Source organism: Hoeflea algicola (genome assembly GCF_026619415.1).
In the GTDB taxonomy this organism is placed as follows: domain Bacteria; phylum Pseudomonadota; class Alphaproteobacteria; order Rhizobiales; family Rhizobiaceae; genus Hoeflea; species Hoeflea algicola.
Genome location: NZ_JAOVZR010000001.1, coordinates 1,591,959 through 1,606,970 on the forward strand (window position 1 = coordinate 1,591,959; position 15,012 = coordinate 1,606,970).

Annotated in this window: 14 protein-coding genes and 1 pseudogene; 3 read left to right on the plus strand and 12 right to left on the minus strand. The window is 59.5% G+C overall.

Going from position 1 to position 15,012, the window contains the following annotated elements:
* Positions 1–21: 21 nt before the first annotated feature.
* A complete protein-coding gene (locus OEG84_RS07825) occupies positions 22–2,736 on the minus strand; it encodes a DUF2339 domain-containing protein (RefSeq protein WP_267653224.1) in 2,715 nt (904 codons plus the stop codon).
* A 196-nt stretch (positions 2,737–2,932) separates the two neighbouring features.
* Between OEG84_RS07825 and OEG84_RS07830 the strand changes: the two genes are divergently transcribed.
* The gene (locus tag OEG84_RS07830; RefSeq protein ID WP_267656123.1) at positions 2,933–4,168 is read left to right on the plus strand and encodes an MFS transporter; all 1,236 of its coding nucleotides are present in this window, start codon (positions 2,933–2,935) and stop codon (positions 4,166–4,168) included.
* A 16-nt stretch (positions 4,169–4,184) separates the two neighbouring features.
* Here the strand turns inward: OEG84_RS07830 and OEG84_RS07835 are convergent, their stop codons facing one another.
* The 9 genes and pseudogenes from OEG84_RS07835 to rpoZ form a co-directional block, all read right to left on the minus strand.
* The gene (locus tag OEG84_RS07835; protein ID WP_267653225.1) at positions 4,185–4,412 is read right to left on the minus strand and encodes a PaaI family thioesterase; all 228 of its coding nucleotides are present in this window, start codon (positions 4,410–4,412) and stop codon (positions 4,185–4,187) included.
* Positions 4,413–4,691: 279 nt separating this feature from the next.
* Entirely contained in the window at positions 4,692–5,459 is a 768-nt protein-coding gene (recO, locus tag OEG84_RS07840; protein WP_267653226.1) for a DNA repair protein RecO, read from the minus strand.
* 17 nt (positions 5,460–5,476) lie between these two features.
* On the minus strand, positions 5,477–6,433 hold the full coding sequence (gene era / locus OEG84_RS07845) for a GTPase Era (protein ID WP_267656124.1): 957 nt from the start codon (positions 6,431–6,433) through the stop codon (positions 5,477–5,479).
* Positions 6,434–6,478: 45 nt separating this feature from the next.
* Positions 6,479–7,150: pseudogene (gene rnc, locus OEG84_RS07850) on the minus strand (ribonuclease III); the annotation flags it as partial.
* A complete protein-coding gene (lepB, locus tag OEG84_RS07855) occupies positions 7,147–7,893 on the minus strand; it encodes a signal peptidase I (protein WP_267653227.1) in 747 nt (248 codons plus the stop codon). The gene lepB and the pseudogene rnc, both read right to left, overlap by 4 nt.
* Before the next feature lie 95 nt (positions 7,894–7,988).
* Positions 7,989–8,390 (minus strand): holo-ACP synthase, encoded by a 402-nt coding sequence (gene acpS / locus OEG84_RS07860; protein ID WP_267653228.1) that lies wholly within the window; start codon positions 8,388–8,390, stop codon positions 7,989–7,991.
* Positions 8,387–8,998, minus strand: coding sequence for a DUF2062 domain-containing protein (locus tag OEG84_RS07865; protein WP_267653229.1), 612 nt, complete (start codon positions 8,996–8,998; stop codon positions 8,387–8,389). The genes acpS and OEG84_RS07865 overlap by 4 nt, the downstream gene beginning before the upstream one ends.
* Before the next feature lie 190 nt (positions 8,999–9,188).
* A complete protein-coding gene (locus OEG84_RS07870) occupies positions 9,189–11,429 on the minus strand; it encodes a RelA/SpoT family protein (protein WP_267653230.1) in 2,241 nt (746 codons plus the stop codon).
* Between the two features lie 132 nt (positions 11,430–11,561).
* The gene (rpoZ, locus tag OEG84_RS07875) at positions 11,562–11,963 is read right to left on the minus strand and encodes a DNA-directed RNA polymerase subunit omega (protein WP_267653232.1); all 402 of its coding nucleotides are present in this window, start codon (positions 11,961–11,963) and stop codon (positions 11,562–11,564) included.
* A 353-nt stretch (positions 11,964–12,316) separates the two neighbouring features.
* Here rpoZ and OEG84_RS07880 point away from each other — a divergent pair, with 353 nt between their 5' ends.
* Both OEG84_RS07880 and OEG84_RS07885 read left to right on the plus strand, forming a co-directional pair.
* Positions 12,317–12,904 (plus strand): LabA-like NYN domain-containing protein, encoded by a 588-nt coding sequence (locus tag OEG84_RS07880; protein WP_267653233.1) that lies wholly within the window; start codon positions 12,317–12,319, stop codon positions 12,902–12,904.
* A 25-nt stretch (positions 12,905–12,929) separates the two neighbouring features.
* Positions 12,930–13,598 (plus strand): uracil-DNA glycosylase, encoded by a 669-nt coding sequence (locus OEG84_RS07885; protein ID WP_267653234.1) that lies wholly within the window; start codon positions 12,930–12,932, stop codon positions 13,596–13,598.
* 28 nt (positions 13,599–13,626) lie between these two features.
* On the opposite strand, the gene smpB is transcribed toward OEG84_RS07885, so the two are convergent.
* Positions 13,627–14,109: an SsrA-binding protein SmpB gene (gene smpB / locus OEG84_RS07890; RefSeq protein ID WP_267653235.1), complete on the minus strand. Its 483-nt coding sequence runs from the start codon at positions 14,107–14,109 to the stop codon at positions 13,627–13,629.
* A 2-nt stretch (positions 14,110–14,111) separates the two neighbouring features.
* Positions 14,112–14,993: a 4-hydroxy-tetrahydrodipicolinate synthase gene (gene dapA, locus OEG84_RS07895; RefSeq protein ID WP_267653236.1), complete on the minus strand. Its 882-nt coding sequence runs from the start codon at positions 14,991–14,993 to the stop codon at positions 14,112–14,114.
* Between the last annotated feature and the right edge of the window lie 19 nt (positions 14,994–15,012).

A 15,012-nucleotide genomic window follows, 5' to 3' on the forward strand; every position in this document is an offset into this window, starting at 1 on the left:
AGGTGTCAACAATTGCCCGCCTTATGCCGGCCGGTTGCCGGTCCGCTGCAATATCCGTTGGTAAAACCGGCCGATCACCAGCAGCGAGCCACCAAGCCCGATGAACGAGAACGCGCGCAGCACACCCGTGAGCGCCGACATGTCGATCAGGAACACTTTTGCCACCGTCAGCAGGATGATCGCCGCGGAAGCTGCGCGCAACGGCACTGATTTGAGCATCAGACCGAGCGCCAGCACACCTCCGCCCATGGCCAGCCACACCACCGAATAGGACCAGATTTCAGCGTCCGATGTCGCGCGGAAGAACCGCACATCGCCGCCCTGGAACCCATGCCGCGTCATCAAGGTGGCATAGATGAACAACAGCACCGCACCCACCCCGCCATAACCGTAGCGATACCAGCGCGGCCGAGTGGGTGGCGACAGATAGGCGGTCAGCACGGCGAGCAAACCTGTGACCAGGTAGCCCGGCAGCAGCAGGTTGAACACATGCCCCTCGCCCACCGGATCGCCGGCCAGAAACGGATTGAACACCAGCACCAGGCCAAGTGCCATGGCGACAATGCCGATGGCACCAGCGACCAGCGATGCGAAGCCGAATACATCGGCGTTGCCACGCCTTGCTGCCAGTTGCAGTCCGATGGAAAAGCCCAGCGCCGCAATCGACTGGGTGGCCATGTCGATCAGCCCGAATGGCGCACCTAGTATGTCGCCGCTAGCAAGCAGATGCCGCAGCTCGAGCGCGACAAACAGCGCCAGCAGCGACAGCCCGAAGGCAATCACCAGTTCTCCCGGGCGTCGGCCACCGGCGACCCTCAGAGCTATCCCGCCCCAGATCAGCAACACGGCAGGCACGCCGGTAATCAAGATCAACTTGTTGAAGATCGGCGTTGTACCGATCTGATCGGCAGCAAACGGGGCGTTGAACAGCAGCCCCGACGTAGCCAGCAACGCCAGCACCACCGAAAGCCAACCCAGAGCCGGAACCGGCCGGACGCGGTAAACCATGCAGGCGCCTGCCACTGTGACCGCAAAGCCAAGCGGCATCCATTGCCGGGTCAGGAGAATACCGATGGCAAGACCCGTCAGTGCCACAGCCCCGACCGCCAGCCAGGCCGGTGCGGGCGCCGACCAGTCATCAGGCCTTGCGCGCGTGTAAATCTCGGTCAACGCCACCATCACGGCTGCCAGCGCCAACGCCGCCAACCCGGTGGCGACATGGGTCTCGAAAGGCGCCACTACGAGGTAAAACGCAGTCATCGCCAACACGCCGATGATCGTCGTCGCCAGTGCCAACCGCCCGGCCATTTGCGGCGCCGTTGGCGCTGCACGCAATCCAAACCAGGCCGCAAGGGCGAAGGAAGGCACAGCCAGCAGCAGCCCGTCGCGCGCAAATCCGGCGATATCGGGAGCGATCATGCCATCACGCAGATCGATACCGGTGGTCATGCCGGTCAGGATCGGGAAATCGACCCGGAGCGAGATCTGCGTCAGAACCACCAACGCGGCAGACACCGGCGCCACCAGCGACAGCGCCGGCCAGGTTCCCGCTGCCGCCATCAATACGGCGGCAAGAACCGGAATTGCGGCAAGCACCGGGAAGTGGGCACCGCCGGTCCAGGCCGCAACAACAGCTATCAGCGCGATTTCGAGCGTGGCAGCAAAGGCGATCCACAACGCGGGGCGGTCCGCCAGTGGTTTTGGCCGGTCAGATACGCCCACAACCAGACTCCCAAGATGGACGCCAAACAAACAAAGCAGCAGAACGCCCAGCATGACACCGGCGACATCGGTTCCAATCGTCAGCAACAATGGCGTCAACAGGGTGGAACCGACGATCCCGCCAATTGCCAGCCATAGCCAGCCGCGAATCCGCGCAACCCCCATGACCGCCGCGGTTACCACCAGGATATGCAGCCCGAAAGCCACCGGATCAAGCGTGTCTGACGAAACCAGGAGCGGCGCCGCATAGGCACCAACCAGCCCGATTGCGGCGAGCTTCGGCCCGTGTACCGCGGAAAGCAGCAGGCTGGCGATCCCGACAACCGTCAAACCGACAAAGGCGATGGCCGGCCCAATGAAGCCGTAGAGCGCATAGGCGGCATACAGGGTGCCGAAGGCACCAATCGCCGCCGCCCCTGTCAGAATGCCGGGAATATCCGCGCTCATCAGCATCGGCAGCGCATCTCGCCGGTCACGCCTGCGCATGACCTCGCCGGCCGCAAACAACGCTACAGACATCAGCGCGCCCATGGCGGTTCGTGCCCGCGGCCCCAACAGCCCCGCCTCGATCGAATAGCGCGCCAGAAACAACACACCGAGCGCAATCGCCAGACCGCCAAGCAGGGCCGACCAGCGACCGCCGATCAGGCCTTCAAGATCGACACTTTTGCGGCTGGCTGGGGTCGCTGCGGTTTCATGTGTCACGGATGCAGCAGGCAAGGCAGCAGCACGAGCCGCGATTGGTTCGTCGACGGCGTCGTCACTTTCGGCCTCGTTGCCGGATTTTTCTTGATCACCCACATCTGTGGTCAAATCCTCGTCCGAAGCTTCCTCAAGCGGTGACGCAGCCTCTCCCTCGGCGACAACGGTTGCGTCTAGCCCATTGTGAGCAATCCGTTTGAGGTCACTGCGCAGGATCGCAATCTGCTCGGCCATCTTTCGCTGGTCTATCTGCAGGGTACGGATCCACAGGACCAGGGCAATAAGAAGGATGAAACCGAGAAAGCTGAACATAACAAAATCCGTAAATGACACGTCGGCCTACACGCCTTGAGCTCGCACCACAACCATTCAACGATGCCGATGCTGGACACGATGAACGCGCCGTAAATCTGTCCTCACATCAAATTTGGTGATCTCTGCATTCAGCCAAATGCACTTGCCGATCATCACCAATCGCCTATTGTCGCCGCTCAATCGAGAGCTGCCGATGTCCCAAGACCGTTTCACTGCTATGCCGACGCCGTTGCCCTGGCTGATCATCATCGCCGGCTGCCTGATCGCCCTGCTGTCCTTCGGCCCCCGCTCGGCGATGGGATTTTTCCAGTTGCCGATGCTGGCCGATACCGGCTGGGACCGGACTACCTTCGGCCTGGCGATGGCCATTCAGAACCTGTTCTGGGGGCTGGGACAACCGATCTTTGGCGCCATTGCCGACAAATACGGCACATGGAAAGTGCTTGCGCTGTCGTCGCTGCTCTATGCCAGTGGCCTGTTCATCATGTCGGTGGCGCCGAGCGAGGGCTGGTTCTACATCGGCGGCGGCGTGCTGATCGGCCTCGGCATTGCGTCGGCCTCCTTCGGCATCGTGCTGGCAGCATTTGCCCGCAACGTCGCGCCCGAGCGCCGCTCGATGGCATTCGGCATTGGCACCGCCGCAGGCTCGGCCGGCATGTTCGTCTTCGCGCCGCTCAGCCAGGGCCTGATTGATGCCTATGGCTGGCAGGAAGCGTTGGTCTGGATGGCGGCGATGATGTTCATCATCCCGTTCCTGGCAATTCCACTACGCGGCAATTCCACCTCTGGCTCTCAACAGGCCGCCCAATACAAGCAATCGATCGGCGAAGCCCTGCGCGAGGCGCTGGGCCACAAGAGCTATGTGCTGCTGGTATCAGGCTTCTTCGTCTGCGGTTTCCAGGTGGCGTTCATCACAGCGCATTTCCCTGCCTATCTGCGCGATATCGGCATCGACAGCTCGTTCGCCGTTCTGTCGCTGGCGCTGATCGGATTTTTCAACATTATCGGCTCACTGGCATCAGGCTTTATCGGCCAACGCTATTCCAAGCCGATGGCGCTGGTCTGGATCTATATTGGCCGCTCGGTCGCGGTCACCGCTTTCCTCCTGTCACCACAGACAGGCACTTCGGTAGTGATCTTCGCCATCGTCATGGGCCTGTTGTGGCTGTCGACCGTGCCTCCGACCAATGCACTGGTGGCGATCATGTTCGGCACCCGCCATCTCGGCATGCTCGGTGGCGTCGTGTTCTTCTCGCACCAGGTTGGTTCGTTCCTCGGCGTCTGGCTCGGCGGCTACCTCTATGATGTTTTCGGTACCTACGACCCGGTCTGGTGGCTGGGTGTGGCGCTGGGACTGTTCGCTGCCATTGTCCACTGGCCGATCAGGGAGCAAGCAGTTGATCGCCCAGCGCTGGCACCAGCCGAATAAACCGGCAGTCCGGCACTCAGCGCATCAATTTGGCAATCGGGAAAATGGCGCAGGTTTCGGTTCCGTGGGCCAGCAACTTGCCGGAACTGTCACGCAGATAGGCCTCGGAGGTGGCAATCGTCTTGCCGCGGTGGACCAGCCGGCCTTCGCACGCCAGTTCCCCCATGCCCGGAAGGATCGGCCGCGTCAGGTTGAGCTTGAATTCGACGGTGGTGTAACCCTCCCCCGGCTCGAGCGTCGTCATCACCGCACAGGCAAGCGACGAGATCCAACACCGTCGCCGCCCAGCCGCCATGGATGGTGCCAAGCGGATTGAGATGCTCCTCGGTCGGGCTGCCGGTGAATACGATCAGCCCTTCTTCCACCTTGGTAAGCCAGAAATTGAGCGTTTTCGCCATCGCCGCACCTGGCAGGCGCCCTTCGAGAATACCCTGCATCACCGACCGGCCACCCTCTTTCGCGACAAGTTCAAGCGGCACGACGCCAGCAAATTGCCGGTCGGCGGCTGCATTGCGAAGATCATTCATTTCATCAATTCCGTTTCAGGAAGGACAGGATCAGCCGGTGGCATGGCGCGCAGCGCTGCCGTGCAGAAACTTTCGCGACTGATCGGCGGCTCGATCCCGCGTGCTTCAAACACATGCCGGTCCAGAAAATACCCGGTCAGCCGGAATGCCTGCCCCAGCATTTCTGCATTCGTGCATGGATAGTCCCGGTCCGTCAGGAATTGCGGCAAGGCCAGCATCCGCTCGGCCCATGGCGCACCCGCCGCGGCCGACACGGCGCGTCCGCTTTTTGGCGATACATAGATCAGTTCGGTCCGCACCCCGGTTGCAGCACACGCACTCAGATCGAGCCCGAAGCCAAGATCCTCGAGCACGGCCAGTTCGAACCGGACATAGAGCGCACCCGCCTGCTCGGGCGTGTCGAGACTGTCGAGAATGACGGCAAACGCATCATGCAGGCGTGGGTGGGAATCACGTTCAGGCAACAGCCTGAGCAGCGCCGCCATGGCCTGAACACCGTGGACCCCAATGGCGCTTTCCATCAGCCGCCCAGCCCGCGCGTTGAGTACTTCGACTTGATATTGCCCCAGATGCTCGTCCAGTCGGGCGCGCCAGACAAGGTCAACCGAATTGCCGGGCTGCAACACCGGCTGCAACCGCTTTGAGCGACCACCACGGACGATGCCGAGATGGCGGCCATGCGCATGGGTCATCACCTCGGCGATGACCGAGGTCTCACCATGCTTTCGCAGGCCTAGGATGATTCCCTCGTCGCGCCATTCCATGGACTGAATGTGCCCGCTCAGTGCGGAAATTCAAGCCCCATCTCGCGGTAGCGCTCGGGGTCATTGCCCCAGTTCTCGCGCACCTTGACGAACAGGAACAGATGCACCTTCTGGTCAAGGATCTCGGCGATCTCCTTGCGCGACGCCTGGCCGATGGCCTTGATGGTCTCACCCTTGTGGCCAAGCACGATCTTCTTCTGGCTGTCGCGTTCGACATAGATGACCTGCTCGATGCGAACCGAGCCATCCTTTTTCTCCACCCAGCCTTCTGTTTCGACATGCGAAGCGTAGGGCAATTCCTGATGCAGGCGCAAAAACAGTTTCTCGCGGGTGATTTCGGCCGAAAGCTGCCGCATCGGCAGATCCGAAATCTGGTCCTCGGGGTAATACCACGGGCCTTCCGGCAGTGTTTTCGCCAGATAGTCCATCAGGTCCTTGCAACCCGAACCGTTCAGCGCCGAGATCATGAAGGTCTCGTCGAATTTTGCCTTCTCGTGAATGGCGGCGGTCAATGCCAGCAACGTATCGCGCTTGACCTGATCGATCTTGTTGATCACCAGCACCTTGTGCCCATGCCGGTCGGCAAGCAGATCCAGCAACGCTTCTGCTTCGCCCCTGATACCGCGCTCGGCATCGATCAACACCAGCACCAAATCGCCATCCTTGGCGCCGCCCCAGGCGGTTGTCACCATCGCCCGATCGAGCCGCCGCTTGGGCGTGAAGATCCCTGGCGTGTCGATGAACACGATCTGGGTGCGGTCATGGATCGCGATCCCGCGCACGATCGATCGCGTGGTCTGCACCTTGTGCGAGGCGATCGACACCTTGGCGCCGACGAGCTGGTTCATCAGCGTCGACTTGCCGGCATTGGGGGCGCCGATCAGCGCCACGAAACCGGAGCGAGTCGGCCCCTTGGGTTCTTCGACAATCGTTTCTACGTCGGGGGTATCGGAGGTATCGGGTGTATCACTCATCATCTTGCCCTGCGGGGTCTGCCAGACGCCCTCACGTTCGAGTATCGCGGTCGCGGCAGCCTGTTCGGCCGCACGTTTGGATCGGCTTTCGCCGCGAGCGGATTTGGCGCCCGCAACGTCGACTATAACTGTAAACACCGGCTCATGGTCCGAACCGCCCCGGTCCGTCACCCGATACACCGGCGTCACGCCAAATCGCGCATGCGCCCATTCCTGCAATTCGGTCTTGGCATCGCGCCGCGCCGCATCATCAGCAAGCGCGCGCGTTCTCCAGTGCTTGTCGATGAAGGCGCGTGCTGTTTCGAGCCCGGCATCGAGGTATATCGCCGCGATCAGTGATTCTACCACATCCGCACGAACATTGGCCATGCGCTTGCCGGTGAGCTTCTTCACATCCGCGCCGGTACGGATAAATTCGTGCAGGCCCAGTTCATCGGCGATTTCACTGCAGGTCTGAGCACTGACCAGTTGATTGAGCCGCACCGACAATTCGCCTTCGCTGGCGGAGCCAAAATGACTAAACAGCAGTTCCGCCACACACAGACCCAGAACCCGGTCACCTAAAAATTCCAGCCGCTCGTAATTCCCGCCCACCGCGGTTCGCGTGCTCGAATGGGTCAGCGCCCGTTCAAGCCGCGCCGGGTTGGCAAAGTGATGGCCGATTCTCTCCTCGACGCCGGCAATCACCTCTGCCTGCTTTTTGGAAGCGCGCTTCATCGCTGGGCGGATTTGAAGAACCGCTCAATGCGCAGGTCTGACGGCCACTTCCAAATTTCCAGTGGTGAGGAATCCTCGGCAATCGAGAAGAACAGGATGGTTGCCCGGCCAACAAAATTCTCCAGCGGAACGAAGCCGACGTCAAAGCGGCTATCCAGCGAATTGTCGCGGTTATCGCCCATCATGAAATAATGACCTTCCGGCACCAAAAATTCGCGGGTGTTATCGCCCGGCGAATTGGGGTTGATGTCGAGCGTCGTGTAGCTCACGCCATTGGGCAAGGTCTCGCGGAAGACCGGCACATCAGTGCCCTGATTGTAGCGCCCTTCCGGCGTATAGGAGCCGACTTCCTCGCGTTTGACCGCTTCATCATTGATATACAGCACGCCATCCCTGACCTGAATCCGGTCACCCGGAAGACCAACCACGCGCTTGATGTAGTCGATCTTGGGATTGGACGGCAGTCGGAACACCGCGACATCGCCGCGCTCAGGATTGGATGACCAGATCCGCCCGGAAAACAGATCCGGCGAGAACGGCAGAGAATATTTCGAATAGCCGTAGGAAAATTTCGACACGAACAGATAATCGCCGACCAGCAGCGTCGACATCATCGAGCCCGACGGAATGCTGAACGGCTGGAAAAACAGCGTGCGAATGATCACTGCAAGCAGCAGTGCCTGAACCAGGACCTTGATGTTTTCCCAAAGGCCGCTGGATTTGTCTTTCGATGTCTCGGACACGCGTGGAATTCCTCAGATGTGGCGCGGATGCGCCCTCTCTAGCTGTTTGCATCGTTTCCGGCAACACCGTCGCCAGGCTCACGGCTTGTTGGCATTCAAACGCCGGGCAGCGCCTCGATAATGACGAACGCCTGAGCCATCGGATAATCATCGGTTATTGTCAAATGAATGGCACAAGTCATGTTTGCCGGCGTCATCGCCAGCAACCGGTCGGCGGCGCCGCCGGTCAGGTGCATGGTCGGTTTGCCGCCCGGCAGATTGACAACACCCATGTCCCGCCAGAACACGCCCTTGGATAATCCGGTGCCCAGCGCCTTGGAACAGGCTTCCTTGGCGGCGAATCGCTTGGCGTAAGATGCCGCCCGGTTTTTGCGACGATCCGAGCGTTGCTGCTCGATTTCGGTAAAGCAACGCGTGGCGAATCGCTGGCCGTGCCGCTCAAGCGTTTGTTCAATTCGCCTGATGTCAATCAGGTCGCTGCCGATGCCGATGATCACGCCCGTCTGGTCCTGTCCGCGGCGCGTTCAGCGCGCGCTGCCGCCATTTCCTGAAGCCGCGCCTTGGCGCGTGCCGCCAATCTTGATTTTCTGCGCGTCTGGAACACGCCCACCGCCCAATAGGTCACGACGTAGAATGCGATACCGCTGAACAACGCCGGTGGAATCGAGCCGATCAGCATCGGCTTGAGCACCGGGTCCCACAACTGGCTGATGTCGAGATGCCTCAACAGCGCTTCCAGATTGATCTGCTTGTGATGCGCGCCGTTGGAGACACCGATAAGCTGGTTGCCGAACTTCAACGTTAGCGCCCAGATGAATGGAAACGAAATCGGGTTGCCGAAAGCGGTGCCGATCGCGGCCGCCACCATATTGCCTGCCAGCACATAGGCAAGCGCGAATGCGAGGACGAAATGAAACCCGAGAAGCGGCGTCCACGAGGCAAACACCCCTGCCGCCACGCCGGCGGCGATGGCATGCGGACTGGCCGTCAGCCGCAACACCCGCTTGATAAAATACTGGAACGAACGAGCAAAGGAACGTCGAGGCCAGAGCGCGGTGCGCATCCGGTCAAAAAATCCCTCTGGTCTTCGGCGACGAAACAGCATTTGGTGTCCGTATATCGCTCTCTTTGTGTCAGTCCTAAGTCAGACCGGCAAATTTTCCGATCGCCCCAGGCGCGCAAAATTCGTAATTTCAATATGCCAACCAACAACAAAGATTGGGTAAAGACCGCGACTTTCTCAAGCTAGGCGGGGTTGTCGACTGCAATGCATTCCTTTGCCGGACCTGCCCGGCCTATTGGTAGATACGCTCCACCGAGGAAACCGGTTCCAGTTCCTTCAACTGCGCGATCAATTGATTGAGATGCTTGAGATCCCAGACCTGCAGATCCACCAGCATTTCCGTAAAATCCGCAGCTACCCGAACCATGGAAAGATTCTGGATATTGGTTTCACTCGACGCGATCACCTGCGCCACGTCGGCCAGCGTGCCCGGCGCATTGATCGCCGTGACCAGAATCCGGGATGGAAAACGCTTCTTGTTGTTTTCGTCGATATCCCAGCGAATGTCGATCCATCGGCTCGGTTGATCATCAAACTTGGTCAGTTCCGGCGACTGGATCGGATAGATGGTGATCCCCGCCCCCGGCTCGAGAATGCCGACGATCCGGTCGCCCGGAACAGCACCGCCAGGACCGAAACTGACGGCTGCATTGTCGTCCATGCCGCGGATCGGCATCGCATCCTGATCCTTGGCCGCCCCCGCCCTGAGCGAAGCCTTGGCAGTCTTTTGCGATTTGTTCAGCCCCGGCAACTTGAAAATAAGACCAGCGGCGCTGCGTAAGTTAAACCATCCCTCGTCGGCTGGCTTGCGGGCCGGCGCACGGGTTTCCTGATGATTGGGAAACATCGCCAGCAAGACATCGTCCGACGCCAGTTCGCCGCGCCCAACCGCGGCCAGAACGTCCTCGACTTCCTTGTGACCAAGCCGGTGCAGAACCGATTTCAGGCCATCGCGGGAGACCGGCTTGCCGGCTCGGGTGAAGGTTCGTTCGAGAATACGCATACCAAGGCCGGAATACTGCTTGCGCACGGCCACCTTGGTCGCACGCCGGATGGCCGCGCGAGCCTTGCCGGTGACCACGATCTTTTCCCAGGCCGGCGGTGGCACCTGCACGCCGGAGCGCAGGATCTCCACCTCGTCACCATTTGTCAGCCGCGTCACCAGCGGCATGATCCGGCCGTTGATCTTGGCGCCGACACACGTATCGCCGATATCGGTATGGACCGCATAGGCAAAATCAATCGATGTCGCCCCGCGCGGCAGTGCGATCAGCTGGCCCTTGGGGGTGAAGCAAAACACCTGATCCTGGAACAGCTCAAGCTTGGTGTGCTCCAGAAAATCCTCCGAGTTGTCACCCACTGACAAGGCTTCGATGGTCTGGCGCAACCACGAATAGGCGCGACTGTCCCTGGACAGCAATTCCCCCTCGGCGCCGTTGCTCGCGTCCTTGTAGAGCGCATGCGCCGCCACGCCGCGTTCGGCGATATCCTGCATGCGGCGGGTGCGGATCTGAAGCTCGACTCGCTGGCGCGACGGCCCGACAATGGTGGTGTGAATAGAGCGGTAGTCATTCTGCTTGGGCGTCGAGATGTAGTCCTTGAACCGCCCGGGCACCACCGACCAGCGCATGTGCACGATCCCCAGCGCCCTGTAGCAATCAGCTTCGGTGTCAACGATGATGCGGAACCCGAAAACATCCGAAAGCTGCTCGAACGACAACGACTTGGATTCCATCTTGCGAAACACCGAATAGGCTTTTTTCTGCCGGCCGCGAACGCTGGCATTCACGCCTTCCTGCTCGAACAGTGCCGACAATTCGCCTTCAATGGTACGGATCAGGTCCCGATTGCGTTCCGACAATTCGGCCAGCTTTCCCGTCACCGTATCGTAGGCTTCCCTGTTGATGTTCTTGAAGGCGAGCTCTTCCAGCTCTTCGCGCATCTCCTGCATGCCCATGCGACCGGCCAGCGGCGCATAGATGTCCATTGTCTCTTCGGCGATACGGGTGCGTTTTTCCGGAGGAACATGCTCAAGCGTGCGCATATTGTGCAAACGGTCAGCGAGCTTGACCAACAACACCCGCACATCGTCGGAGATCGCCAGCAGCAGCTTGCGCAAGTTCTCCGCCTGTTTGGCGCGCTTGGTCACCAGATCGAGCTTCTTGATCTTGGTCAGGCCTTCGACCAACCGACCGATATCTTCGCCGAACAGCTCGTCGATCTCCGCCCGTGTGGCCGATGTATCTTCGATCGTGTCATGCAAAAGCGCGACCGCGATGGTGGATTCATCGAGCCGCATTTCCGTCAGGATCGCCGCCACCTCGAGCGGGTGCGAAATATAGGGGTCGCCGCTGGCACGCGTTTGTTTGCCATGCTTTTGCATGGCATAAACGTAGGCCTTGTTGAGCAAGGCCTCATTGGCGTCCGGCTTGTATTTCTGCACGCGCTCTACGAGCTCGTACTGGCGCATCATGAAATGGGTACTCCGCGACAAGAAAATGCGCCGAATCCAACGACCGGCGCATCACATCGCATCAGCAGTCTATCGGCCTTCCAGCAAAACCCGACCGATCTCGAACAAATCAATCGGGCTTTACCAATCAGCTCAATAGTCGTCGCTTTTTTCCGGCGGCACAAGCCCTTCAATACCGGCAAGCAGATCTTCTTCCGACATTGAGCCGAACGCGGCAGCTTCGGGCTGATCGTCGTCGACCACAGCGTCGCCAGCGGCTTCACCGGTCTGGATGAACTGCGCAGGATCGGGCTCGGGCTCGTCCACCTCGACATGCTTCTGCAGCGAGTGGATCAGATCTTCCTTCAGGTCGCCGGGAGACAGGGTCTCGTCGGCAATCTCGCGGAGGGCAACGACCGGGTTCTTGTCGTTGTCACGGGGGATCGTTATCTGGCCACCCTGAGATATCTGGCGGGCACGATGGCTCGCAAGCAGAACCAGTTCGAAACGGTTTTCAACTTTGTCGATGCAATCTTCGACTGTGACGCGGGCCATTGCCTGTCCTTTACAAACTGTAATGGGGGGATCAAACCTGCGGATAAACACATTATGCGGCAATTTCAAGTCATTTGGGTCAAAAGCCTGTTTCAGCGGCGAGAAAGTTGGGTCTTGTTGCCGGCTTCAGGTTCTCCTTAGTTCCACCACTTAAAGTCACCATAACAATTTGACCCTTGAAAAAACGGCTAGAGGGGAACAATTGCTGCAGAGCCGCATTGTAAGTGACTCACCGCGCCCAGACAGCCGCGGTGCATGGTGATTACAGCGCGCAATATGATAACATGAATTGATCAAGCTGAAATTCGGCCACTATTCCAACCAAAACAATATTCCAAAGAGGAGTTCTTCACGTGTTTGATCCAAGAGAGAAAATTGCTCTTTTTATAGACGGCGCCAATCTTTATGCAGCCTCAAAAAGTTTGAACTTTGATATCGATTACCGAAAGCTGCTTAAGACATTTCAATCTCGCGGCTATCTCTTGCGCGCCTATTACTACACGGCGTTGATTGAAGACCAGGAATATTCATCAATCCGACCACTCATCGACTGGCTCGATTACAATGGCTACAAGGTCGTCACCAAGCCAGCGAAGGAATTCACCGACTCTGCAGGCCGCCGCAAGATCAAGGGAAACATGGACATCGAACTGGCGATTGACGCCATGGAGCAGTCGGAAGTTGTGGATCACCTGGTGATTTTCTCCGGCGATGGCGATTTCACATCGCTGGTCGAAGCGCTTCAGCGCAAAGGTCGCAAGGTAACCGTGGTTTCCTCGCTCTCCACCCAGCCGCCGATGATTGCCGACGATCTGCGCCGCCAGGCCGACTACTTTATCGATCTGACCAGCCTGAGAGCCGAAATCGGACGAGAGCCGTCAGAACGTCCACTACGTCCGACGCCGGTTGCCGACGAGGATGAGGACGATTTCGACGATTGATCGAGAAATGTGCCTTGCCGCGCAGATGGCTCGAACGCTAACCGAACCGGATCATGACTGCGGCCTGTGTCCCCGGCTGCGTGGCTTCATACTCGACAATAGAAAACACCATCCCGATTGGCATAACGGACCGGTGCGGACCTTCTATCCACCCGAGGGCCCACACGCGGTTCGGCTGCTGGTCATCGGGCTGGCTCCGGGATTGCGGGGCGCCAACCGCACCGGTCGCCCCTTCACCGGAGATGACTCAGGCGACCTGCTTTACGCCACGCTCGGCGCGCACGGATTGGCCGGTGGCAGTTTCGAGATGGGCGCAGATGACGGTTTGCGGCTTGATAAAACCGCCATCACCAACGCCGTGCGCTGCGTGCCGCCCGAAAACAAGCCGGTGGGCGCCGAGATCAACACCTGCCGTGCTTTTCTGAGCGCCACGATCAGCCACTTGGAAAACCTCCGCGCCATCGTCACACTGGGAAAAATCGCCCATGACAGCACCGTGCGCGCGTTGGGCGGCAAGATTTCCGCCCACCCATTTGGCCACAACGCGCAGACTGTGGTTGCGGGTATACAATTGTTTTCGAGCTATCACTGCTCACGCTACAACATCAATACCGGACGGCTGACGCCGGAGATGTTCAATGCGGTGTTTGCAGATGTAGCGCGGTTTCTGTCGCGCGATCAGGCCTTGGGCTGACTACGACCAATCCATTGAAAATTCAGGCTTAGCCGCGGTCGCGCAGCAATCGGGATTTATCCCGGTTCCAGTCGCGTTCCTTTTGGGTCTGGCGCTTGTCGTGGAGCTTCTTACCCTTTGCGAGAGCCAGTTGCAGCTTGGCGGTGCCCTTGTCGTTGAAATAGATTTTCAGTGGCACCAGCGTCATACCGTCACGCTGCACGGCTTGCCCGAGCCGCGCAATTTCGCGCAGCTTGACCAGAATTTTACGCCGCCGCCTGGGCTCGTGATTGAACTGGTTGGCCTGCAGATATTCCGGCACATAGGAATTGATCAGCCACATCTCCCCGCCCTCTTCATTGGCGTAGGAGTCCGCGATGTTGGCCTTGCCCTCACGAAGTGATTTCACTTCCGTGCCGGTCAGAACCAGGCCTGTCTCGAAGGTCTCGACAATTTCGTAGTTGAACCGCGCCTTGCGGTTTTCAGCAACGACCTTGCCATATTGCGCCTTGTCTTCTTTTTTGGGTGCCATGATCAGCCGGCCACGCCCGCCTGAGCAAGCGCAGCGTCAAGCATGGCAGCTGTCCCGGGTTCTACCGTGGTCAGAGGCGAGCGGACGACATTCTTGATCAGGCCCATCCGGGCCAGGCAATACTTGACGCCGGCAACGCCTGGTTCCGTAAAGATGGCCTTGTGCAGCGGCATCAGCCGGTCGAGCATCGTCAGAGCGGTGGCATAATCGCCCCGCAGCGTTGCTTCCTGAAATTCCGCACATTCTTGGGGCACAACATTGGCAGTGACCGAGATGCAACCAACGCCGCCATGGGCATTGTAACCAAGCGCGGTCGCGTCTTCACCCGACAGCTGCACGAAATCCTTGCCGCAGGCCATGCGCTGTTCCGGCACGCGGGCAAGATTACCGGTGGCATCCTTGACGCCGACGATATTGGCGAAATCACGGTTGAGCGCCGCCATGGTCTCGACCGACATGTCGACCACCGAGCGCGGCGGAATGTTGTAGATGATGATCGGCAACTTGGTTGCTTCGGCCACAGCCTTGAAGTGCAGATAGAGCCCCTTCTGTGTCGGCTTGTTGTAATAGGGCGTCACCACCAGAACCGCGTCGGCCCCGGCCTTTTCGGCATGAACCGCCAGCTCGATTGATTCCGTCGTGTTGTTCGATCCGGCCCCTGCAATCACCGGCACACGGCCATCGGCGGCCTCGACGCAAAGCTCGACCACACGCCGGTGCTCGGCATGGGTCAGTGTCGGCGATTCACCGGTGGTGCCTACCGGCACCAGACCCCGACTGCCGGCCTTGATCATGCGCTCGACGTGGCTCGCGAAAGCATCCTCGTCCACCGCGCCATCGTCCGTGAAGGGTGTAATGAGGGCCGGAAGGGAACCCTTGAACATGCTATTCTCCAAAACAACA